Annotated in this window: 20 protein-coding genes; 10 read left to right on the top strand and 10 right to left on the bottom strand. The window is 73.3% G+C overall.

The features are described from left to right. The first annotated feature begins 190 nt into the window (after positions 1 to 190). The 4 genes from T328_RS12210 to ahpD all read left to right on the top strand — a co-directional run bounded on the left by T328_RS12210 (position 191) and on the right by ahpD (position 4,506). Entirely contained in the window at positions 191 to 715 is a 525-nt protein-coding gene (locus T328_RS12210; protein WP_496495993.1) for a PadR family transcriptional regulator, read from the top strand. Continuing rightward, the gene (locus tag T328_RS12205; RefSeq protein WP_496495992.1) at positions 712 to 1,425 is read left to right on the top strand and encodes an ABC transporter ATP-binding protein; all 714 of its coding nucleotides are present in this window, start codon (positions 712 to 714) and stop codon (positions 1,423 to 1,425) included. The genes T328_RS12210 and T328_RS12205 overlap by 4 nt, the downstream gene beginning before the upstream one ends. Next, the gene (locus T328_RS12200) at positions 1,422 to 3,818 is read left to right on the top strand and encodes an ABC transporter permease (protein WP_496495991.1); all 2,397 of its coding nucleotides are present in this window, start codon (positions 1,422 to 1,424) and stop codon (positions 3,816 to 3,818) included. The genes T328_RS12205 and T328_RS12200 overlap by 4 nt, the downstream gene beginning before the upstream one ends. A gap of 148 nt (positions 3,819 to 3,966) precedes the next feature. Next, the gene (ahpD, locus tag T328_RS12195) at positions 3,967 to 4,506 is read left to right on the top strand and encodes an alkylhydroperoxidase, AhpD family (protein WP_496495990.1); all 540 of its coding nucleotides are present in this window, start codon (positions 3,967 to 3,969) and stop codon (positions 4,504 to 4,506) included. A 78-nt stretch (positions 4,507 to 4,584) separates the two neighbouring features. Here ahpD and T328_RS12190 read toward each other — a convergent pair whose 3' ends face one another. From T328_RS12190 to T328_RS12175, 4 genes are all read right to left on the bottom strand, one after another. Beyond that, positions 4,585 to 6,015 carry an AI-2E family transporter gene (locus tag T328_RS12190; RefSeq protein WP_496495989.1) on the bottom strand — a complete coding sequence of 477 codons (1,431 nt, stop codon included), beginning with the start codon at positions 6,013 to 6,015 and terminating at the stop codon, positions 4,585 to 4,587. 222 nt (positions 6,016 to 6,237) lie between these two features. Next, the gene (locus tag T328_RS12185; RefSeq protein WP_496495988.1) at positions 6,238 to 6,963 is read right to left on the bottom strand and encodes an aggregation-promoting factor C-terminal-like domain-containing protein; all 726 of its coding nucleotides are present in this window, start codon (positions 6,961 to 6,963) and stop codon (positions 6,238 to 6,240) included. Between the two features lie 415 nt (positions 6,964 to 7,378). Then, positions 7,379 to 8,707, bottom strand: coding sequence for an RNA 5'-3' helicase PhoH2 (gene phoH2, locus T328_RS12180; protein ID WP_496495987.1), 1,329 nt, complete (start codon positions 8,705 to 8,707; stop codon positions 7,379 to 7,381). 311 nt (positions 8,708 to 9,018) lie between these two features. Further along, entirely contained in the window at positions 9,019 to 9,798 is a 780-nt protein-coding gene (locus tag T328_RS12175) for an isoprenyl transferase (protein WP_496495986.1), read from the bottom strand. A gap of 119 nt (positions 9,799 to 9,917) precedes the next feature. On the opposite strand from T328_RS12175, the gene mgrA reads away from it, so the two are divergent. Beyond that, entirely contained in the window at positions 9,918 to 10,955 is a 1,038-nt protein-coding gene (gene mgrA, locus T328_RS12170) for an L-glyceraldehyde 3-phosphate reductase (RefSeq protein WP_496495985.1), read from the top strand. A 293-nt stretch (positions 10,956 to 11,248) separates the two neighbouring features. Here mgrA and T328_RS12165 read toward each other — a convergent pair whose 3' ends face one another. Next, on the bottom strand, positions 11,249 to 11,977 hold the full coding sequence (locus T328_RS12165) for a prepilin peptidase (protein ID WP_496495984.1): 729 nt from the start codon (positions 11,975 to 11,977) through the stop codon (positions 11,249 to 11,251). Between the two features lie 291 nt (positions 11,978 to 12,268). Between T328_RS12165 and T328_RS12160 the strand changes: the two genes are divergently transcribed. From T328_RS12160 to T328_RS12145, 4 genes are all read left to right on the top strand, one after another. Next, positions 12,269 to 12,721 carry a DUF192 domain-containing protein gene (locus T328_RS12160; RefSeq protein ID WP_496495983.1) on the top strand — a complete coding sequence of 151 codons (453 nt, stop codon included), beginning with the start codon at positions 12,269 to 12,271 and terminating at the stop codon, positions 12,719 to 12,721. 150 nt (positions 12,722 to 12,871) lie between these two features. Continuing rightward, positions 12,872 to 13,810, top strand: a complete 939-nt coding sequence (locus tag T328_RS12155; RefSeq protein ID WP_496495982.1) for a DUF1444 domain-containing protein — start codon at positions 12,872 to 12,874, stop codon at positions 13,808 to 13,810. Positions 13,811 to 13,993: 183 nt separating this feature from the next. Continuing rightward, positions 13,994 to 14,335: a hypothetical protein gene (locus T328_RS12150; RefSeq protein ID WP_496495981.1), complete on the top strand. Its 342-nt coding sequence runs from the start codon at positions 13,994 to 13,996 to the stop codon at positions 14,333 to 14,335. Positions 14,336 to 14,475: 140 nt separating this feature from the next. Beyond that, a complete protein-coding gene (locus tag T328_RS12145; RefSeq protein WP_496495980.1) occupies positions 14,476 to 14,694 on the top strand; it encodes a DUF397 domain-containing protein in 219 nt (72 codons plus the stop codon). Positions 14,695 to 15,285: 591 nt separating this feature from the next. Here T328_RS12145 and T328_RS12140 read toward each other — a convergent pair. The 4 genes from T328_RS12140 to T328_RS12125 are packed head-to-tail and all read right to left on the bottom strand — an operon-like array spanning position 15,286 to position 17,421. Then, positions 15,286 to 15,912, bottom strand: a complete 627-nt coding sequence (locus T328_RS12140; RefSeq protein ID WP_496495979.1) for an OmpA family protein — start codon at positions 15,910 to 15,912, stop codon at positions 15,286 to 15,288. Positions 15,913 to 15,925: 13 nt separating this feature from the next. Continuing rightward, the gene (locus T328_RS12135) at positions 15,926 to 16,528 is read right to left on the bottom strand and encodes a hypothetical protein (protein ID WP_496495978.1); all 603 of its coding nucleotides are present in this window, start codon (positions 16,526 to 16,528) and stop codon (positions 15,926 to 15,928) included. An 18-nt stretch (positions 16,529 to 16,546) separates the two neighbouring features. Next, positions 16,547 to 17,218, bottom strand: coding sequence for a pilus assembly protein TadG-related protein (locus tag T328_RS12130; RefSeq protein ID WP_496496090.1), 672 nt, complete (start codon positions 17,216 to 17,218; stop codon positions 16,547 to 16,549). Further along, the gene (locus tag T328_RS12125; protein ID WP_496495977.1) at positions 17,215 to 17,421 is read right to left on the bottom strand and encodes a hypothetical protein; all 207 of its coding nucleotides are present in this window, start codon (positions 17,419 to 17,421) and stop codon (positions 17,215 to 17,217) included. The genes T328_RS12130 and T328_RS12125 overlap by 4 nt, the downstream gene beginning before the upstream one ends. Before the next feature lie 291 nt (positions 17,422 to 17,712). On the opposite strand from T328_RS12125, the gene T328_RS12120 reads away from it, so the two are divergent. Further along, a complete protein-coding gene (locus T328_RS12120) occupies positions 17,713 to 18,585 on the top strand; it encodes an LLM class flavin-dependent oxidoreductase (RefSeq protein WP_496495976.1) in 873 nt (290 codons plus the stop codon). A 217-nt stretch (positions 18,586 to 18,802) separates the two neighbouring features. Here the strand turns inward: T328_RS12120 and T328_RS12115 are convergent, their stop codons facing one another. Continuing rightward, entirely contained in the window at positions 18,803 to 19,030 is a 228-nt protein-coding gene (locus T328_RS12115) for a GntR family transcriptional regulator (RefSeq protein WP_496495975.1), read from the bottom strand. Positions 19,031 to 19,222 lie beyond the last annotated feature (192 nt).

The following is a 19,222-nucleotide window of genomic DNA, read 5'->3' as shown; positions in this document are numbered from 1 at the left end:
ACGGGGACGGTGATGCCGGCGTCTGCTCCCGCAGGCGGCTCCATTCTGACCGGAGTAGACCACCGTTCGGAAGAGGGCATGACAACCCCACCCCACGATCTTCGGGGTCCCACCACGCTTCCACCGGACGTGACGTACTACACACCCCGTCTATACACGGCATGTATACACCCCGTGTAGAGTCGCCGGCATGACGATCGGCCACACACTCCTCGGGCTCCTGGAATCCGGCCCCCGCCACGGCTACGACCTCAAGCGCGCCTTCGACGAGCGCTTCGGTCACGACCGCCCGCTGCACTACGGACAGGTCTACTCCACGATGTCCCGGCTGCTGAAGAACGGCCTCGTCGAGGTCGACGGCATCGAGCCCGGCGGCGGCCCCGAGCGCAAGCGCTACGCCATCACCGACGCCGGCGTCACCGACGTCGCCGGCTGGCTCACCACCCCCGAGAAGCCCGAGCCGTACCTGCAGTCGACCCTCTACACCAAGGTCGTCCTCGCCCTGCTCACCGGCCGCGACGCCGCCGAACTGCTCGACGTACAGCGCGCGGAACACCTGCGCCTGATGCGCGAGCTGACCCGTCGCAAGAAGCACGGCGACCTCGCCGACCAGCTGATCTGCGACCACGCCCTGTTCCACCTCGAGGCCGACCTGCGGTGGCTGGAACTCACCGCCGCGCGCCTCGGCAAACTCGCCGCGGAGGTACGCGCATGAGTACGGCCACCACCACCCCGGAGCCCGAGCCGCCGCCGCTGCTCACCGCCACCGCCCTGCGCAAGGTCTACGCCGGCACCCCCGCGCTCGCCGGCGCCGACTTCGCCATCGCCGCCGGCGAGACCGTCGCCGTCATGGGCCCCTCCGGCTCCGGCAAGTCGACGCTGCTGCACTGCCTCGCCGGCATCGTCCCGGCCGACGGCGGCACCGTGACGTACGGCGGCCGCGACCTCGCCGCGCTGTCGGACGCCGCGCGCAGCGCCCTGCGCCGCCGGGAGTTCGGCTTCGTCTTCCAGTTCGGCCAGCTCGTACCGGAGCTGACCTGCGAGGAGAACGTCGCGCTGCCGCTGCGCCTGACCGGCCTCGGCCGCCGGGACGCCGAACGGGCGGCCCGGCCCTGGCTGGAGCGGCTGGAGGTGGACGACGTGGCGCACAAGCGGCCGGGCGAGATCTCCGGCGGCCAGGGCCAGCGCGTCGCCGTCGCCCGCGCGCTGGCGACGACCCCGCGGGTGGTGTTCGCGGACGAGCCCACCGGCGCGCTGGACTCCCTCAACGGCGAGCGCGTGATGGAGCTGCTCACCGCCGCCGCGCAGGACAGCGGCGCCGCGGTCGTCCTGGTCACGCACGAGGCGCGGGTCGCCGCGTACGCCGACCGCGAGGTCGTCGTACGCGACGGGCGGACCCGCAGTCTGGAGCCGGCCGTCCGATGAGTGACGTGGGTTACGCACAGAAGGCGAGCGGCACCGCCGGTACGGCCCCGCCCGCGGGCCCGCCGCCGCCCGACTCCCGCGGCACGCTGCGGACCTGGGCCGACGACCTGCGCATGGGCCTGGCGTTCGCGCTCCGCGGCGGGCGCGAGGGCTGGATGCGTACGGTGCTCACCGCGGTCGGCGTCGGCCTGGGGGTGGCGCTGCTGCTGCTCACCACCGCCGTCCCCGGCGCCCTGACCAACCGCGACGAGCGCGAGGATGCCCGTACCGAAGTGCCCGTGTCCGGGGGCGCGAAGAACGCGGGCGACACCCTGCTGGTGGGCAGTGTCGACACCGAGTTCGGCGGCACCTCGATCCGCGGCCGGCTGCTGCGCCCCGAGGGCCCGGACGCGCCGCTGCCGCCGGGCCTCGAACGCTTCCCGAAGCCCGGCGAGATGGTGGTCTCCCCCGCGCTCGCCGACCGCCTCGGCGACGGCGACGCGGACCTGCTGCGCGAGCGCCTGGACTACGGCATCGCCGGCACCGTCTCCGACGCCGGCCTCATCGACCCCGGCGAGCTGGCGTACTACGCCGGCAGCGACGACATCGCCGCCGGCGACGTCAACGTCAGCCGCGCCACCTTCGGTGAGGACAGCGTGCAGCAGGACATGGACCCGCAGCTGCTGCTGCTCGCGATGATCGTGTTCGTCGCACTGCTGATGCCCGTCGCGGTGTTCCTCATCGCGGCCGTACGCTTCGGCGGCGAACGCCGCGACCGCCGGCTCGCCGCGCTCCGCCTCGTCGGCGCCGACGGCCGCGCGGTGCGCCGGATCGCCGCCGGCGAGGCGCTGGCGGGGGCGCTGCTCGGACTCGCGGTCGGCACGGGCCTGTTCCTCGTCGGCCGGTGGCTCGCGGGCCGCGTGACCGTCAACGACATGGGCATCTTCCCCGCCGACCTGAACCCGTCGCCGGCGCTCGCCGCGCTGGTCGCCGTGGGCGTGCCCGCCGCGGCCGTCGGCGTCACCCTGCTCGCGCTGCGCGGCGTCGTCATCGAGCCGCTCGGCGTCGTACGGTCGGCGCGGCCCGCCCGGCGGCGCATCTGGTGGCGGCTGCTGCTGCCGGCCGGCGGACTCGCCCTGCTCGCGCCGATGATGGGCCGCGGCGACGGGGCCGGCGCGTTCCCCGAGTGGCAGGTCGTCGGCGGCACCGTACTGCTGCTGACCGGCATCACCGCGCTCCTGCCCTGGCTCGTCGAGGCCGTGGTCGCCCGTCTCGGCCGCGGGCCGACGTCCTGGCAGCTGGCCGTGCGCCGGCTGCAGCTGAGCAGCGGCACCGCGGCCCGGCTGGTCAACGGCATCGCCGTCGCCGTCGCGGGGGCCATCGCGCTGCAGATGGTCTTCGCCGGCGTCGAGGACGACTACACCGAGCCGACGGGCATCGACACCGCGAAGGTCCAGATGTCGGTGTTCGCGTCGACCGGGCAGGACCTCCGGGTGGGCGACCGGGTCGCGGCGACCGAGGGCGTCCGCGGGGCCGACACCCAGATCAGCGCGACCGTCGCCGCCTCCCGGCACGACCCCGCCGTCTCCGCGACGCTGACCGTCGGCACCTGCGCGGAGCTGCGGAAGGTCGCGAAGCTCCCCGACTGCCGCGACGGCGACGCCTTCTACCTCACCGACACCTACGGCACCGCCGACAGCCGGCGCCTGGCCTCCGCCGGCGGGCTGTACCTCGACCCGTCGTTCGACGGCCTACGGGGCAAGGAGCTGCCCTGGACCCCGCCGCCCGGCACCCGGCCCGCCCAGGCCCTGCGCGGCGCCGACGGCGTCAAGAGCGACGGCATCGTGGCCACCCCCGCCGCCGCCCCCGACGTCCACGACTCCGGCGCGTTCACCGCCTGGGTCGACGTGCGGCTCGACCCGGCCGTGCCGGACGCGGCCGAGCGCGTACGCAACACGGTCGCCGCCGTCGACCCGCTGGTGTCCGTCCACACGCTGGACTACGAGACCGCCGATGAGGACTTCGCCGGCATCCGCACCGGGCTGGTGGTGGGCGCCACGTGCGTGCTGGTGCTGATCGGCAGCAGCCTACTCGTCGGCCAGCTGGAACAGCTGCGGGAACGGCGCAAGCTGCTGTCGTCGCTGGTCGCCTTCGGCACCCGGCGCTCCACGCTCAGCCTGTCCGTGCTGTGGCAGACGGCGATCCCGGTGGCGCTGGGCATGACCCTGTCGACGGCGTTCGGGCTCGTCCTGGGCGCGGTGCTGCTGCGGATGACGAACACGCCCATCGCGGTCGACTGGTCGTCGGTGCTGACGATGGCGGGGGCGGGCGCCGGGGTGGTCGCCGCGGTCACGGCGCTGAGCATGCCGCTGCTGATCCGGCTGATGCGCCCGGACGGGCTGCGCACGGAGTAGGTGGGAGGTGGGCCCGGGGCCGGTCCGGCGCGCAGAGGGGGCGCGCCGGGCCGGTCTCGTACGGGCGCGGGGGCCCGGGCGCGCCGGACCGGTCTCGTACGGGCGCGGGGGCCCGGCCGCGCGGTGTCGGTTCTGTAGGGTCGGGCGCGTGGCACTCGACGCGCTCAAGTCGGCCCTCCCCGGCTACGCCGGTGACCTCCGCCGCAACCTCACCGCGGTCGTCGACGACGGCCGCCTGCCCGAGCGGCAGTTGTGGGGCGCCCTGCTCGCCTGCGCCGTCGCCGTACGCTCCGCCCCGGTGCTGCGCGCGGTGGCGCCGGAGGCGCGGGAGCGGCTGGGGCCCGAGGCGTACGACGCCGCCAGGTCGGCCGCCGCGACCATGGCGACGAACAACGTCTTCTTCCGCGCCCGGCACCTGCTCTCCGACCCCGGGTACGGCGGGCTGCGCGCCGGGCTGCGCACGAACGTCCTGGGCCCCCGGGGCGTACCGAAGGCGGACTACGAGCTGTGGTGCGTCGCCGTCTCCGCCGTGGGCGGCTGCGGGGCGTGCCTGGACGAGCACGAGCGCGCGCTGCGGCGGACCGGCGCGGACCGCGAGACGGTGCTGGAGGCGCTGAAGGTCGCCGCGGTCGTGCACGCGGCCGGCACCGTCCTCGACGCGGAGGCCGCGCTCGGCGGCACCGCCTGACCGCGAAACCCCGCCCGCCCGCCGATCCGCCGCAAGCCGCGCGCCGCCGGGGCCGCACCGCCGACCGGCCGCCGTGCGCTAGCTCTTCGCGCCGCCCTTGGGCTCCGGGCCGTCCCCGGTCCCCGCGGTGGTCTCCGCCGCGTCCGCCGCGTCGGCGGCGACCGTCGCGTCCGCGCCCGGCGCGGGGGCGTCGGTCGGCGCGGCCGGGGAGACTTCGAGCGCCGTCGCCCCGTGGGGCCCGGGTCCCGGATCCTCCAGGTGTTCCCGGTGGTACGCCTTGAGATACCCGACCGCCGTGTTGAGCACCGCGATCAGCGGCACCGACACCACCGCGCCCGGGATGCCCGCGACCAGGGTGCCGGTGGCCACCGCGAGCACGACCGCCAGCGGGTGCACCTGCACCATGCGGCCGAGGATGAACGGCTGCAGGATGTGCCCCTCTATCTGCTGCACGAGCAGCACCACGCCCAGTACCAGCAGGGCCGTGACGAGCCCGTTCGTCACGAACGCCACCACCACCGCGAGCGCGCCGGAGACCAGCGCACCGACGAGCGGCACGAACGCGAAGAGGAAGATCAGCACGGCCAGCGGCACGGCCATGGGCACGTCGAGGATGAAGAGGCCGACGCCGATGAACACCGCGTCGATGAGCGCCACCAGCACCGTGCCGCGCACGTAACCGGTGAGCGTCGCCCACACCTTCGGGCCCGCGCCGGCCACGGCGTCGCGGGCGTCGGCGGGGATGAAGTGCAGGCACCACTTCCAGATGCGCTCGCCGTCGTAGAGCAGGAAGAGGGTGACGAAGGCGGCGATGGCGGCGCCGGAGAAGAACTCCAGGACGTACGAGACGCCTTCGAGGCCGGCGGAGGTGACCTCGCTGGAGTTCTCGCCGAGCCAGTCGCTTACCTCGTTGCCGATGTTGTTGATCTGCTCTTCCTGCACGTGGAACGGCCCGTCGATGAGCCATTCCTGCAAGTCGTCGATGCCCTGCTGGATCCGCTCGGTCACATCGTCGATGTTCTCCATGATCTGCCAGACCACGAACCAGCCGACGAGCCCGATCGCGACGAAGCCGCCGATGAACGTGGTGGCCGTGGCGAGCCCCCGGCTGAAGCCCCAGCGGCGCAGCCGCGCCACCGTCGGCTGCAGCAGCGCGGTGACCAGCAGGCCGACCGCGAAGGCGATGACGACGAGGCTGACGACGCTGATGACCTGCATCAGCACCCAGATCAGCCCGGCGAGGACCAGCAGCCGCCAGCCGACCTCGGCCGCGACCCGCACCCCCCACGGCACCACGCTGGCCGGCGCCGGCCGCGGCGGCGGGCCGGGAGGCCGCGCGGCGGGGGCGGGTTCGGCGGACTCGGACACGTCCCGGTCGGCGTCCGCGACGGCGGGCTGCTGCCCGGCCCCGGACTTCTCGGCGGCAGCGGCGGTCGCGGCCCGGCGCCGCTCCGCCATCCGGCTGGCCCGCTCGCCCACCCCGCCGAGCCAGTCCGTCATCTTCGACATACCAGTCCTCACGCCGCCTACGGCCACGCCGCAGTCCCGTCCGTCACCCGCACGACCGTACACGGCCCGTGGCTACGGGCGCGGTCCGCTCGACCAACTAGGACGTGCCGGACGCGAGCGGCGGTTCCGCGCACATGTGACGGGCATGTGAAACGCCCCCGGCGGCGGGCCGGGGGCGTTCGCGCGTGCGGGCGCGCGGGGTGTCGCGCGGGTTTCAGGGGTTCAGTACCAGCCGTTGGCCTGCCAGAACTCCCAGCCCCCGCAAGGGCCGCCGTAGCGGTCGTTCATGTAGGTCAGGCCCCACTCTATCTGCGTGGCCGGGTTGGTCTGCCAGTCGGCGCCGGCCGAGGCCATCTTGTCGCCGGGCAGCGCCTGCATCAGCCCGTACGCGCCGGAACTCGGGTTGGTGGCGGTGTAGTCCCAGCCCGACTCGTGGTCGACGATGTTGCTGAAGCACTGGAACTGGTCGGCCGGCACCATCTGCCGGGCCATGGCCTGCACATCGGCGACGGAGTACGACGACTGCGGCGCGAAGTCGCCCGCGTCGGCGGACGCCTCGGACGCGGCTGCCGAGCGGCTGGCGGCCTCCGCGGCCTCGCGCTCCTTCTCGGCGGCCTCCTCGGCCGCCTTGCGCTCGGCGGCCTCCTTCTTCTCCTCCGCGGCCTGGGCCGCGGACTTGCGTGCCGCCTCCTCGGCGGCCTTACGGGCGTCCGTGTGTGCGGCGTCGGCCTGGGCGTCCGCCTGCTCCGTGAGGGAGGCGGTCTGCACCTGGGCCGTGGCGCCAGCGGGTACGTCGGCGAGGAGTGTCGCGTCGGCGGCGGTCGCCTCGACGTTGTCCGTCGAGTCGTCGCCCTTCTCCGCGCCCGTGGCCACGCCGACGACAGCGCCGACAGAGGTGACCGCGGTGGCGGAAGCCACGGCGAAACCCCGGACCGAAATCCGGCTCACACAAAGTCCTTCCAGCGTCGCCCGCTTCGGTGACCTCGCGGACGCGTCTTTGCCCCTGACACAGACCTCCCCTTGTTCCGGGCCGCCGACTGTGGCGGACCGACTGGTCACGGGAGGCGCGGGCCCGGCAGCCCCCGCATCCGCAGGGGCCGGTACAGCGCTCGGGCGGCGTACGGCGGCTCTGTTCAGTTGAGTCGTGCTGCACCAGGTCGGTGCGGGGCCGTACGCAGGGCCTGACGAGTCCCAGACTCTGCCGGAGACGGACACCCGGACGCAATTCCCCGTCCAGTGGGAAAGCTCACATCGCGTTTGCCCCTCGGTGTTGACGGAAACCCGTGCGTAGCACTGGGCGCAACAGCTAAGCTGCTGCGCCCAGTTCAGACGTTCGGAAAGAAGCACGGGGAACAGTATCCCGTTATACCCGTCCGTCTTCCAGCATTTCGGTCACCAGCGCGGCGATCGGCGACCGCTCGGAGCGGTTGAGCGTCACGTGGGCGAAGAGCGGGTGGCCCTTCAGCTTCTCGACGACGGCCACCACGCCGTCGTACCGGCCGACGCGCAGATTGTCCCGCTGCGCCACGTCATGGGTGAGTACGACGCGGGAGTTCGTCCCGATCCGGGAGAGCACGGTCAGGAGCACGTTCCGCTCCAGCGACTGCGCCTCGTCGACGATCACGAAGGAGTCGTGCAGCGAGCGGCCCCGGATGTGGGTGAGCGGCAGCACTTCGAGCATGCCGCGCGCGATGACCTCCTCGATGACCTCGCGCGAGGTGACCGCGGACAGGGTGTCGAAGACCGCCTGCGCCCACGGGCTCATCTTCTCGGCCTCGGTGCCGGGCAGGTAGCCGAGTTCCTGGCCGCCGACCGCGTACAGCGGGCGGAAGACCATCACCTTCTGGTGCTGCCGGCGCTCCAGCACCGACTCCAGGCCCGCGCACAGCGCCAGCGCGGACTTGCCCGTACCGGCGCGCCCGCCCATCGACACGATGCCGACGTCCTCGTCCACCAGCAGGTCCAGCGCGATCCGCTGCTCGGCGCTGCGGCCGTGGACCCCGAACACCTCCCGGTCGCCGCGCACCAGCCGCACCCGCCCGTCGGAGGTGACCCGGCCGAGGGCCCGGCCGCGCTCGGACTGCAGCACGAGCCCGGTGTGCACCGGCATGCCGTCCGCCTCCGGCACCGAGACGACCTCCGCGGCGAACAGCTCGTCGATCTGCTCCCCGTTGAGCATCAGCTCGGACATCCCGGTCCAGCCGGAGTCCGTGATGGCCAGCTCCGCGCGGTACTCCTCGGCGGCCAGTCCGACGGACGACGCCTTGATGCGCAGCGGCAGGTCCTTGGACACGACGGTGACGTCCTGCCCCTCGGCCTGCAGGTTGCGCGCTACGGCCAGGATGCGGGAGTCGTTGTCGCCGAGGCGGCCGTGCTGATTGAGGAGGGCCGCGGGGAGGACCCCGATGTCGGTGTGGTTCAGCTCCACCCGCAGGGTGCCGCCGAGGTCGCCCAGCGGGATCGGCGCGTCGAGCCGGCCGTGCTTGACCCGGTACTCGTCGAGCTGGCGGAGCGCCTGGCGGGCGAAGTAGCCCAGCTCCGGATGGTGCCGCTTGGCCTCAAGCTCGGTGACCACCACGACGGGCAGCACCACCTCGTGTTCGTCGAACCGCGCCATGGCCCTGGGGTCGGCCAGCAGGACGCTGGTGTCGAGGACATAGGTGCGCCGGTCAGGCTTCTTGCTGTTCACCACGGATGGACGAACCCCCTCGGATGAGGTCGGCACGCGACGCGAGTCGCGGGGATCGGGCCGGGCGTCCGGACCCGTGCGGCCACGCGGACGCGCAGGACCGGGCCCCGGCCCTCCGCGTCGTCCGTACGTGCGATGGTGCGCTGCGCACGGACCTCGTGATGCGGCACGTGGTGCAAAGGGCCCTCCCGGGCGGGCGGTGCGGTGGACCGCCTGCTAGCACGGATATTCCCTCGCGAACCCCGGGGCATGCAATGCCCGTGACCGACGGGCCATAACGGTGAACAGGTGGTAAAGGGTGCGCCGGAGAGGTTTCAGCCGCCGAAGCGGCGGTGGCGGGCCGCGTAATCGCGCAGGGCGCGCAGGAAGTCGACGCGGCGGAACGCGGGCCAGAAGACCTCGCAGAAGTAGTACTCGGAGTGGGCCGACTGCCACAGCATGAACCCGGACAGCCGTTGTTCGCCGCTGGTGCGGATCACCAGGTCGGGGTCGGGCTGGCCGCGGGTGTAGAGGTGCTCCGCGATGTGCTCCACCTCGACGGTCTCGGCCACGTCGGTGAGCGTACGGCCCTGGTCGGCGGCGTCGCCGAGCATCGAGCGGACCGCGTCGGCGATCTCCTGCCGGCCGCCGTAGGCGACGGCGACGTTGACCAGCACGGCGCCGCTGCCGGCCCCGGTGGCCACGTCCAGGGTGGCCTCCTCCGCCTCCTTGAGGACCCGCTGGGTCCGCATGGGCAGCAGGTCGAGGTTCCCGACGTGGTGCACCCGCGCGGCGCCGCCCGCGGCGACGCCGGCGACGGCCTCCTCGATGATGGCGAGCAGCGGGTTCAGCTCGCGCTCCGGCCGGTCCAGGTTGTCGGTGGACAGCAGCCAGAGGGTGAGCACCTCCACGTCGGTCTCGCGGCACCAGCGGATCAGCTCGTGGATCTTCTCGGCGCCGGCCTGGTGGCCCTGCGCGGCGGTGCCGCCCGCGGCGCGCGCCCAGCGACGGTTGCCGTCCAGGATGACGCCGATGTGCTTGGGCACACGGGCGAGGTCGAGACGGCGCTCCAGGCGCCTCTCGTACACGCGATACACGATGCCGCGCCAGGTCATCCCGCGTTCAGCCCTTCCGTCGCACGTTCGGATTCGCCCCCCCGGAAGGCGCCACAGTACTGCCCGTTGTGCCACAGTCCTGTCACAGGAGCGCACCGGGTTCGTGATAGGCATCTTTTGTGAACAGTCTCTTGCCTTATCTGCCAGCAGACACCCGTTACGACGCCATGACCTACCGCCGGACGGGTCGCAGCGGCCTGAAGCTCCCGGAGATCTCCCTCGGCCTCTGGCACAACTTCGGCGACGACCGCTCGCTGGAATCGCAGCGGGATCTGCTGCGGCGCGCGTTCGACCTCGGCGTGACCCACTTCGACCTGGCGAACAACTACGGCCCGCCGCCCGGCTCCGCGGAGGAGAACTTCGGCCGGCTCTTCGCCGCCGACTTCCGTCCGTACCGCGACGAGCTGGTGCTGTCGACCAAGGCCGGCTATCTGATGCAGCCGGGGCCGTACGGCGAGTGGGGCTCGCGCAAGTACCTGCTGTCGTCGCTGGACGCCTCGCTGCGCCGGATGGGCGTGGAGTACGTCGACATCTTCTACTCCCACCGCTACGACCCGGACACCCCGCTGGAGGAGACGATGGGCGCGCTGGCGTCCGCCGTGCAGCAGGGCAAGGCGCTGTACGTCGGCGTCTCCTCGTACACCGCGGAGCAGACGCGCGAAGCCGCCCGGCTGCTGCGGGAGATGGGCGTACGGCCGCTGATCCACCAGCCCTCGTACTCGATGATCAACCGCTGGACCGAGGACGACGAGCTGCTCGACACCCTGGAGGCCGAGGGCATGGGCTGCATCTCCTTCGCGCCGCTGGCGCAGGGGATGCTGACCGACAAGTACCTGAACGGCATCCCGGAGGGGTCGCGGGCCGCGCAGAACAAGTCGCTGGACCCGAAGCTGCTGACGGACGACCTGGTGCGGCGGCTGCGCGGGCTGAACGAGATCGCGGGGCGGCGCGGGCAGTCGCTGGCGCAGCTGGCGCTGGGCTGGGTGCTGCGGGACCCGCGGATGACGTCGGCGCTCATCGGCGCGTCGAGCGTGGCGCAGCTGGAGGCGAACGTCGCGGCGCTCGGTGCGCCGGAGCTGACGGCGGACGAGCTGGCGGAGATCGACAGGTTCGCGACGTCGACGAGCGGGGTCAACATCTGGGCCGGGCGCGGCTGAGAGCCCGCGCCGCGGGGCGTTCGCCCGGGCGCCCGGGCGGTCGGCCCGGGAAAGAGAACGGGCCGGTCCGTGGGGGGGATACGGACCGGCCCGAGGGGGGGGAGTTCCACCATAACCCAGGGTGAGGGGTGCTCAGTACCGGAACGGACGGGACACCTCGAAATGTGCCCACGCGGTGACGGTCCGTATACGAACTCCGCTGCGATCAGGTCACTCGCAGGAGGAGGTTCGCGGGCCACGGGAGGGGTTCGGGGGGCGTGCGGGGCGTACGCGCAGCCCCCTCCCCGCGCCGCTCAGCCGGCGACGAGCCCGCCGACGACGAGCCCGGCGAAGGCCCCGATGATCATGAACGGGCCCAACGCGATGCCCGTCTTCCGGCCGACCCTGCGGGCCGCCAGCATGGTGACCGCGTACCCCGCGGCCAGCAGCAGACCGGCGAACGAGCCGGTGAACAGGACGTCCCAGCCGTACCAGGCGAGCACGACGCCCAGCACGAGCGCCAGCTTCACGTCCCCGAAACCCATGCCGGCGGGGTTGATGAAGAACAGCACGAAGTAGACGGCCCCCAGCGTGATGCCGCCCAGAAGGGCGCGCGTCCACGAACCCGCGCCTCCTATGAGCGCCGCACCCCCCAGCAGCACCACGGCCGCCCCCGCAAGCGGCAGCGTCAGCACGTCGGGAAGCCGCCGCACCGCGCGGTCGACGGCGAAGAGCAGCACCCCGAACGGGGCGAGCAGCAGCCAGACGGCCAGCTCGGGCTCGGCGCCGCCGGCGGCGGCGAGCGCGGCGCAGACGGCGGCGGTCGCGGCGACGGGGAGCCAGGTGCGCGGCCCGTACGGGGAGCCCCCGCACTCCTTGCACGTCGCCGGGCCGGCCCAGCCGCGGAGCGGGTGGTCCTGCGGGCAGCGGTCGCGCCACGGCTCGTCGGGGGCCACGGAGAGCCGGTGGGCGGCCCGGGGCAGCAGCGCGCCGGCGCCGGCGCCGTAGCCGGCGGCGAGGACGACGAGGAGGACGGCGAGCACGGGGGTGAGCCTAACCGCGCGGCGACGGGCGGGGCAGGGGAGGGGGAGGGCAGGGGGAGGGCAGGGGGGCGGAGGGCTGCAGAGGCAGGTCCGGGGCAGTGACGGGGACAGGGGCGGGCCGGGCAGGCCCCGGCGGTGGCGGGGGCTGGACGGAAGCCGGGCCGGGGCGGTGGCAGGGGCGGAAGCCGGGCCGGGGTGGTGGCAGGGGCGGTACGGTGGCGGCTCGGTGCCCGGGGACCTCGGCGGGGTCCGGCTCCGGGCTCGTACCAACGCCACGGGGAGATGCCCGCCATGCCCACCTGGCCCGACGGCCCGGCCACGCTCACCGTCGGCCGCGACCCGGCGCCGCTGCCGCTGCCGCTGGAGGTGGCGTCCTCCTTCGCCCGCCGCAGCCGCGGCCTCCTCGGCCGCGACGGCCTGCCCGGCGCCCTCCTCCTCACCCCCGCCCAGGGCGTGCACACCCTCGGCATGCGCTTCGCCATCGACGTCGCGTACCTCGACCGCCGGCTGACGGTCCTGGCGGTACGCACCATGCCCCCCGGCCGCGTCGGCCGCCCCCGGCTGCGGGCCCGGCACGTGCTGGAGGCGGAGGCCGGCGCGTTCGCCCGCTGGGGGATACGGCCCGGGGTGCGCGTCGCCGTCGCCGTCGGCGCCGCGGCGGCGGCGGAGCCGGACCCGCAGGGGGAAGCGGAGGAGCGGGGGAAGCGGGAGGAGCGGGAGGGGCGGGAGGGGCGGGCTGAGTAGGAGGAGCGGGCTGAGCGGGGGCGGCGCCGACCGGGGGACGGGTCCGTCAGTGGCGATCGCTACGATCGAAAACGACCGTGATCGTGGCCGGCCGCGGAGCCGGGGCCGGCCGCCGCGCGGACGACGTACGGACGTACAGGGGGCACCACCGTGGGGATATTCGGTCGCAAGCCGCGCCGCGACGGGCGGGACACCACGCGCGACGCCTCGTTCGAGTTCTTCTCCGAGGACGAGGGCGCCCGCTTCCGCGCCGGCGTCCGCGAGGCGTTCGCCGAGCAGGGGCTGGAGGTGACGGTCGGCGCGGAGGCCGTGACGGACAGTGGGGGCCGGCAGTTCGGCCTGGGCAACCTGGCGGCGGTCTGCCACAACGACACCCGCGGCCCGCGCGTCTGGCCCGAGCTGACCCGCCGCCACATCGGCATCATGCTGCGGGCCATGGACGGCCCGTCGGTGCTGGACACCATCCCGGCTGAGACGTTCCGCGCCCAGCTCTACCCGCGGCTGCTCCCCGACGAGATGGCCGGGAACGACGGCTTCGACTACGCGCGCCCGCTGGCGGAAGGGCTGCGCGAGGTCCTGGCGCTCGACCTGCCGGAGAGCGTCATGGTCCTCCCCCGCTCCTCGCTGGAGCCCTTCGGCGACGTCGCCGCGCTGCGCGAGCGGGCGCTGGACAACCTGCGCGGGCTGCCGGTCGAGGCGCACGAGACGGTCGAGCAGGAGGAGGGCGCGCGCGTCGACGTCGTGATGGGCGAGTCGATGTTCACAGCGAGCATGGTGCTGACGCTGGACGAGCTGGTCCCCCGGATCACCGGCCGCGGCCTGAGCACGGACGGCGCGCTCGTGGCGGTGCCGTTCCGGCACCAGCTCGCGTTCCACGCGATCCGCGACCGGCACGTGATCGCGGGCCTCAACACCCTCGCGCAGTTCGCGGCGGCGGGCTTCGAGGAGGGCGTCGGGCGGATCACGCCGGACGTCTACTGGTGGCGCGCCGGTTCGCTGACCCGCCTCAGCGCGATGGACGAGGACGGCATCAAGATCATGGTGGACCGGGAGTTCCAGGCGGTGCTGGAGCGGCTCATCGAGGGCTGAGCGGGCGGGCGGCGGACGCCCCGGTGGCGTACGGGAGTTGCGCCGTGGTGGACCGCCGGTGGCCCGCGTGCCAACGGGCCGCGGCGTGCTCCAGGCGCCCTGGTACGCGCGGGTACAACGCGCTTACGGTGGTGTGCCGAAGCGCCGGCGGAGAGCCAGCAGCAGGAGCCGAAGGAAGCAGCCATGGGCGACTGGTGGTCCATCGAGGTGTTCGATGCCCACTCCTCCGCACTGCGGTGGAAGGACGCGTACGAGTACGCGCTCGTCGAGTCGGCGATCAGCCTCCGGGCGTCGAGGTGGGAGTGGCACGTACACCCCCGCGGAATCGTCTTCGAGATCGCGTTCCGGGAGGAGAGCGACGGGGAGGCGTGGCGGCAACTGCCCGGCGTACGGGCGGCTCTCGACGCCGTACCCGACCCGGCGGCCGGCCTCGTCGTACGCCGCGGGCCGGGCGCCGGCTCCGGCTGCTGCGGGCCCCGGCCGCGGCGGACCGTGCAGACCGAGGGCGGGCCCACGGGCCGGTAGGGGAGCCGGGGCCGGTGGTGCCGGCGGGAACTATGTGCCGGTCCGTGTCGTCATTCGTTTCGAGGCCATGTGCCCGCAATGGGCGGCCCTGGGCGCGTCGTGGTCCGGCGCGCGGTACGTGACCATACGGCGGGAGATCCATGAGCACCGAGCACGGCCCTGACAGCCTGGTATGGCGGAGGAGCAGCTACAGCGGCGGGGCCGGGGCGAAGTGCGTGGAGGTCGCCGCGGGGGACGGGGTGGTGCACGTACGGGACTCCAAGACGCCGCAGGGGCCGGTGCTGACGTTCACGCCGGAGGCGTGGGCGGCGTTCACGGTGTACGCGTGCCGGACGCCGGGGACGGTGCGGAGGTTCTGAGCGGGGGGCGCGGCCGGCGGCGGGGGGCCGGCTTGCGGGTTGCGGTTGCGGTTGCGGTTGCGGGTCAGGATGTGCGGTGTTCTCCGGCGGGGCAGTCCTCGCCGCCCCGCTGCCGGGTGAAGCCGAGGGAGTCACCGAACCGGATCCGGTCGCCGTCGTGGCCGGTGACGACGGCGGGCAGCTTCTCGACGCAGTCCGCGAGGAGTTGGTCCAGGTGCGCGAGCGCGATCTCCGCGGCGGTGCGGCGGCCACGGCCGTCGTCGGCGAGGTCGGTGGAGATGGTCGTCCGTACCGCCGTGCCGCCCTCCCACTCGGCCTCGACCCCGGTGACGTGCTCGGCGAACTCGGCCGGTGCGTACGTCGACGGGCCGGTCGGCCGCCCGGCGGCGGTCGGCCGGGACGGCGGCAGGGTCGTCGGGCATGCCCCGTAACACGTCGTCGACGAGCCAGATCACCCCGCCCAGCAGGACACCCACACCCGCCACGACGCCAACCACCCGCAACACCCGCCCCACGAACGCCACGACGTCCTCGCCCCTCCCGGCCCGCAGGCCCCGTAGGCGGGCATACCGGGCACGACGGACATTCGGGTCACTGTCCGCGGGGGAAGCTCACCTCCACCCGCCGGTTCTGCTTCCGGCCGGCCTCGGTGGAGTTGTCGGCGATGGGGTAGTCCTCGCTGTAGCCGCGGACGACGTAGGTGGTGTCGGCGGACTGCAGGGTGTTGGTCAGCTCCTGGTGAACGGCGTTGGCGCGGTTCTTGGAGAGGGTGATGCCGTGCTCGTACGACCCGAGGTCGTCGGTGAAGCCGAAGACGCGCACGGTATCGGGGTTGTTCTGCTCGATCTCGTCGGCGATGGCGGCGATCCGGGACCGCGCCTGGCCGGTGAGCCGGGCGCTGTCCATGGGGAAGAGCACCTCGGCCTGGAGGGCGATGGTGATCGTCGAGTTGGAGTCGGACCGCCGCTCCTCGCCGCCCTGGGTCTCGACGACGGAGACGATGTCGAGCACCTTGGGGTCGGCGAGGGTGGCGCCGTCCTCAAGCTGGAGATCGGGGTCGTTGGCGTCGGTCTCGACGGGGGGCGGGGCGGAGGTGCTGGTGCCGGGCGGGGAGGACGGGACGGGGACGTCGTCCTGGGCGGGCAGGGCCTGCGCGACGCCGGGGGTGGCGACGAGGAAGGAGGCGAGGGCGAGCGCTGCGGCTGTGCGGGAGGGCATCGCGGTGCTCACCTCATTCGGAGATCTCTAGGTTGGCGGGCGGGAACGTGGGGAGCTGGAACTCGACCTCGGTGGTCTCCTCGGGCGGGGCGGGGAACTGGATGTAGATGGTCAGGCTCTCGCCGGCGGCGACCCTGGTGATGCCCGAGCTGCACAGGCAGCGCATCTCGGTGTCCCGCAGGGCGTAGTAGCGCTTCTTGCCCTCCGGGTCCATGAACGTCGCACCCATGAGGGAGGACTTGTCCGCTCCCCTCTCCCGACCCGACCAGTCCGGAATGTGCACGAAGTCCTCGGCGCCGGTGTTCTCCAGCTCGCCGTTGAGCGTGACGAACCCGCCCGTGTCCCGCTTCAGCTCCAGCACCCGGAGGATGATGCCCTCGCTGTTCTTCACCTCGGCAATCGGCTCCGACGGGACCTCCTCGTCGTCAGCGTCCTGCTGGCCGTCGCCCTTGGCGTCGGAGTCACCGCCGCCGGACGTCTCGGAGGTGCCGGACGACTTCGCGTCGCCGTCGTTCTCGTCTCCGCCGCTGCAGCCCGCGGCGGTGAGCGCCAGGGCCGCGGCCAGTGCCACCGCGGCGGCCCCTCGGCGCGCCCTGCTCGTGCCCCACATGCTCATTGCAGCTTCCTTCGCTGTTCAGTCGACGAGGCGGACGGAGAAGAGGTCGTCGGGGTCGGGAAGGATGTCGACGTCGTCGGGGTCGAGGGACCAGTCGCCGCCGTCGCAGTCGAGTTCGAGCGGCGGCTTGTCCTTGTCGTCGTCCTCGTCGCCGCGGCCACCGCCGCCTCCGCCATCGCCGCCTCCGTCATCCTCGCCCCGGCCGTCGCCCTCTCCCCCGGAGTCGTCGGGCTCCTGCACCTCGCAGCGGGATTCGAGGACTGCCGTGGCGGTGGCCTCGGCGCGTTTGTTCTCCGTTCCCGGTACGAGCGTGTCGCCCACGGCCTCCCGGTTCCGTACCGTCACGGTGAAGCCGTCGTCCGGGTCGTACACGCGGTCGCACGTGCTCGTATCCGCGTCGTTCCTGGCGGCGAAGTCCTGCGCCGCGGCGCAGGCGGACCCGTAGTCGAAGCCCTCGCCCCCGATGACGTCGTCCCACGACCCCGGGTCGACAAGCTTGTCGAGCAGCCCGTCCGACAACTGTTCACGCGCGTCGTGCGCGGCGGCCAGCGCGGCAGCGTCGGCCGCGCCCTGGGCGTCGTTGCGGTGCGCGGCGGCCTGGCCGACGGCGAAGTACGCGACGGCGAGGAACAGCAGACCCGAGATCGCGGCGATGTAGAGGGGGAACGCCTGACCGGAGTCACCACTCAGCCGATCTGTTCGATCTGGTCGATGATCTTGTTGAGGATCAACTCCCCCAGCCCCGACTGGATCAGCACCAGCACGATCACCACGGCCACCGCGATGATCCCCAGATACTCCACCGCCGTCTGCCCCCGATCGCGCTCGCGTCCGCGGCGCAGCCGCTGCGTTGCGGCCAGGGACCTCAGCAGCACGTCGTTGGGTTTCCACATGCGGTCTACCTCCGGAGTCGGACAACGCGGCCGTTGCCGTCGGTCCGTAAAGCCAATTGTGTTCTGTAACTGCGGACTTGGCGTCAGGAACGGCCATTTTCCGTCCTCCCCCTCGCCGGCCGCATTACACCCCGCGGCGGCGGGCCGCCGCAGCGCGCCTCCGCGCGCAGCGTAACCAGCCGCTTGCCGACTGTCCCACACCCCCCTTGCGCCTGCGAAGGGGGCGGCGCGGAATACCCCGGGATGTCCGGGGTGCGGGGCGTTGTCGGTCGGGCCGGGTACGGTCGCCGCATGACGAGACTTGCCACCGTGTTCATCCCGCAGTTCGCTCCCGAGCAGCTGCGCCCCGTGGCCCGGGCCGCCGACGAGGCCGGGATCGACGAGTTGTGGGTGTGGGAGGACTGCTTCTACGAGAGCGGGGTCGCCACCGCCGCCGCCGTCCTGGCGTGGACCGAGCGGGTGCACGTCGCGATCGGGATCCTGCCCGTGCCGCTGCGGAACGTCGCGCTGGTCGCCATGGAGGCCGCCACCCTGCACCGGCTGTTCCCCGGACGGGTGACGCTCGGGGTGGGGCACGGGGTGCAGTCGTGGATGGGGCAGGTCGGGGCGCGGGCCTCGTCGCCGTTGACGCTGCTGCGTGAGCACCTCGACGCGCTGCGCGCGCTGCTCGCCGGCGAGCGCGTCACCGTCGACGGGCGGTACGTCAAGCTCGACGGCGTCGAGCTGGCCTGGCCGCCGGACCAGGCGCCGCCGGTGCTCTCCGGGGGTACGGGGCCCAAGACGCTGCGGCTCACCGGGGAGTCGGCCGACGGGACGATCCTCGCCGGGGGCGCCTCGCCCGAGGTGGTCGAGGAGGCCGCCGACTTGGTACGGGCCGGGCGGCAGGCCGCCGGGCGCGGCGGGGAGCACCCGCTCGTCGCCTCGATCCTCGTCGCCACCGGCCCCGGCGCCGAGCGGCGGCTGGCCGAGGACGCCCGCCGGATGGGCTGGGACCCGGCCGCGGAGGCCCACGTCGCCGGGGACGCAGCGGCGGTGGCGGCCGCGGTGGACCGCTGGGCGGCGGCAGGGGCGACGACGGTGGTGCTGCAGCCGACCGCCGACGAGCCGGATCCGGTGGCCTTCGTACGGTGGGTGGCGGAGGAGGTGCGCCCGCTGGTGTCGTAGGCGCGGGGTCGCGACGAAGGCAGGCGAAGGGGCGCGCGGCCCCTCGCCTGCCTTCGTCGCCTTCGGCTCCGTACCGGCTGCGCTCGCTGTTGGAGCCGCGAGCGCAGCAGCCATGATGTTCACGACCACGCCCACGAGCAGGATGACCACCGCGAGGCTCACCCCCTCGTACGGCAGGCTCTCCAGCACGGTCACCACGCCGATGAAGGCGGACGGACTAGCGGCGGGCCACAGTCGAGCCGATGCCCGGCTCCGTGAACGTCAAGCCTTCCTCACGCAGCGCTCGGAGCACCTTCTGTGCCGTTGCCTGAGCGATGCCGAACTCTTCGCTGAGGTCCACCACGCTGGGGACCCGCGATCCGGGCGGGTACGTGCCGTCAGCGATGCGGGCACGCAGCACCACGGCCACCTGCTTCCAGCGGGCTACGCCAGGCTCGAAGTCCATACCAGGCATGATCAGTGCGCGTAGCGTTCCACGCGAGAGATAGCATACCTAGCGTGCTAGGCGTACGATGGCATCCAAGTGCCCCGGCGACCGCGCAAACGATCCCGGGGCTTGGCCGGAACTGACTGGGAGTCCCGACAGATGAATCGTAGAACAGCCGCAAGCCTGGCCCTCGTCGTCGCGTGTACCGAT

This window comes from Streptomyces sp. CNX435 (assembly GCF_059570575.1).
Note: the sequence above shows the minus strand (reverse complement) of the source record. Positions and strands in the feature narration are given on the sequence as shown.

Excerpts from the sequence above, each read along its gene's own strand:
- T328_RS12120 (WP_496495976.1), top strand. The coding sequence starts at position 17,713 with ATGACGAGACTTGCCACCGTGTTCATCCCGCAGTTCGCTCCCGAGCAG.
- T328_RS12190 (WP_496495989.1), bottom strand. The coding sequence starts at position 6,015 with ATGTCGAAGATGACGGACTGGCTCGGCGGGGTGGGCGAGCGGGCCAGC.
- T328_RS12160 (WP_496495983.1), top strand. The coding sequence starts at position 12,269 with ATGCCCACCTGGCCCGACGGCCCGGCCACGCTCACCGTCGGCCGCGAC.
- T328_RS12115 (WP_496495975.1), bottom strand. The coding sequence starts at position 19,030 with ATGGACTTCGAGCCTGGCGTAGCCCGCTGGAAGCAGGTGGCCGTGGTG.
- T328_RS12145 (WP_496495980.1), top strand. The coding sequence starts at position 14,476 with ATGAGCACCGAGCACGGCCCTGACAGCCTGGTATGGCGGAGGAGCAGC.
- T328_RS12135 (WP_496495978.1), bottom strand. The coding sequence starts at position 16,528 with ATGAGCATGTGGGGCACGAGCAGGGCGCGCCGAGGGGCCGCCGCGGTG.
- T328_RS12210 (WP_496495993.1), top strand. The coding sequence starts at position 191 with ATGACGATCGGCCACACACTCCTCGGGCTCCTGGAATCCGGCCCCCGC.
- T328_RS12150 (WP_496495981.1), top strand. The coding sequence starts at position 13,994 with ATGGGCGACTGGTGGTCCATCGAGGTGTTCGATGCCCACTCCTCCGCA.
- T328_RS12140 (WP_496495979.1), bottom strand. The coding sequence starts at position 15,912 with ATGCCCTCCCGCACAGCCGCAGCGCTCGCCCTCGCCTCCTTCCTCGTC.
- T328_RS12125 (WP_496495977.1), bottom strand. The coding sequence starts at position 17,421 with ATGTGGAAACCCAACGACGTGCTGCTGAGGTCCCTGGCCGCAACGCAG.
- T328_RS12205 (WP_496495992.1), top strand. The coding sequence starts at position 712 with ATGAGTACGGCCACCACCACCCCGGAGCCCGAGCCGCCGCCGCTGCTC.
- T328_RS12200 (WP_496495991.1), top strand. The coding sequence starts at position 1,422 with ATGAGTGACGTGGGTTACGCACAGAAGGCGAGCGGCACCGCCGGTACG.
- T328_RS12175 (WP_496495986.1), bottom strand. The coding sequence starts at position 9,798 with ATGACCTGGCGCGGCATCGTGTATCGCGTGTACGAGAGGCGCCTGGAG.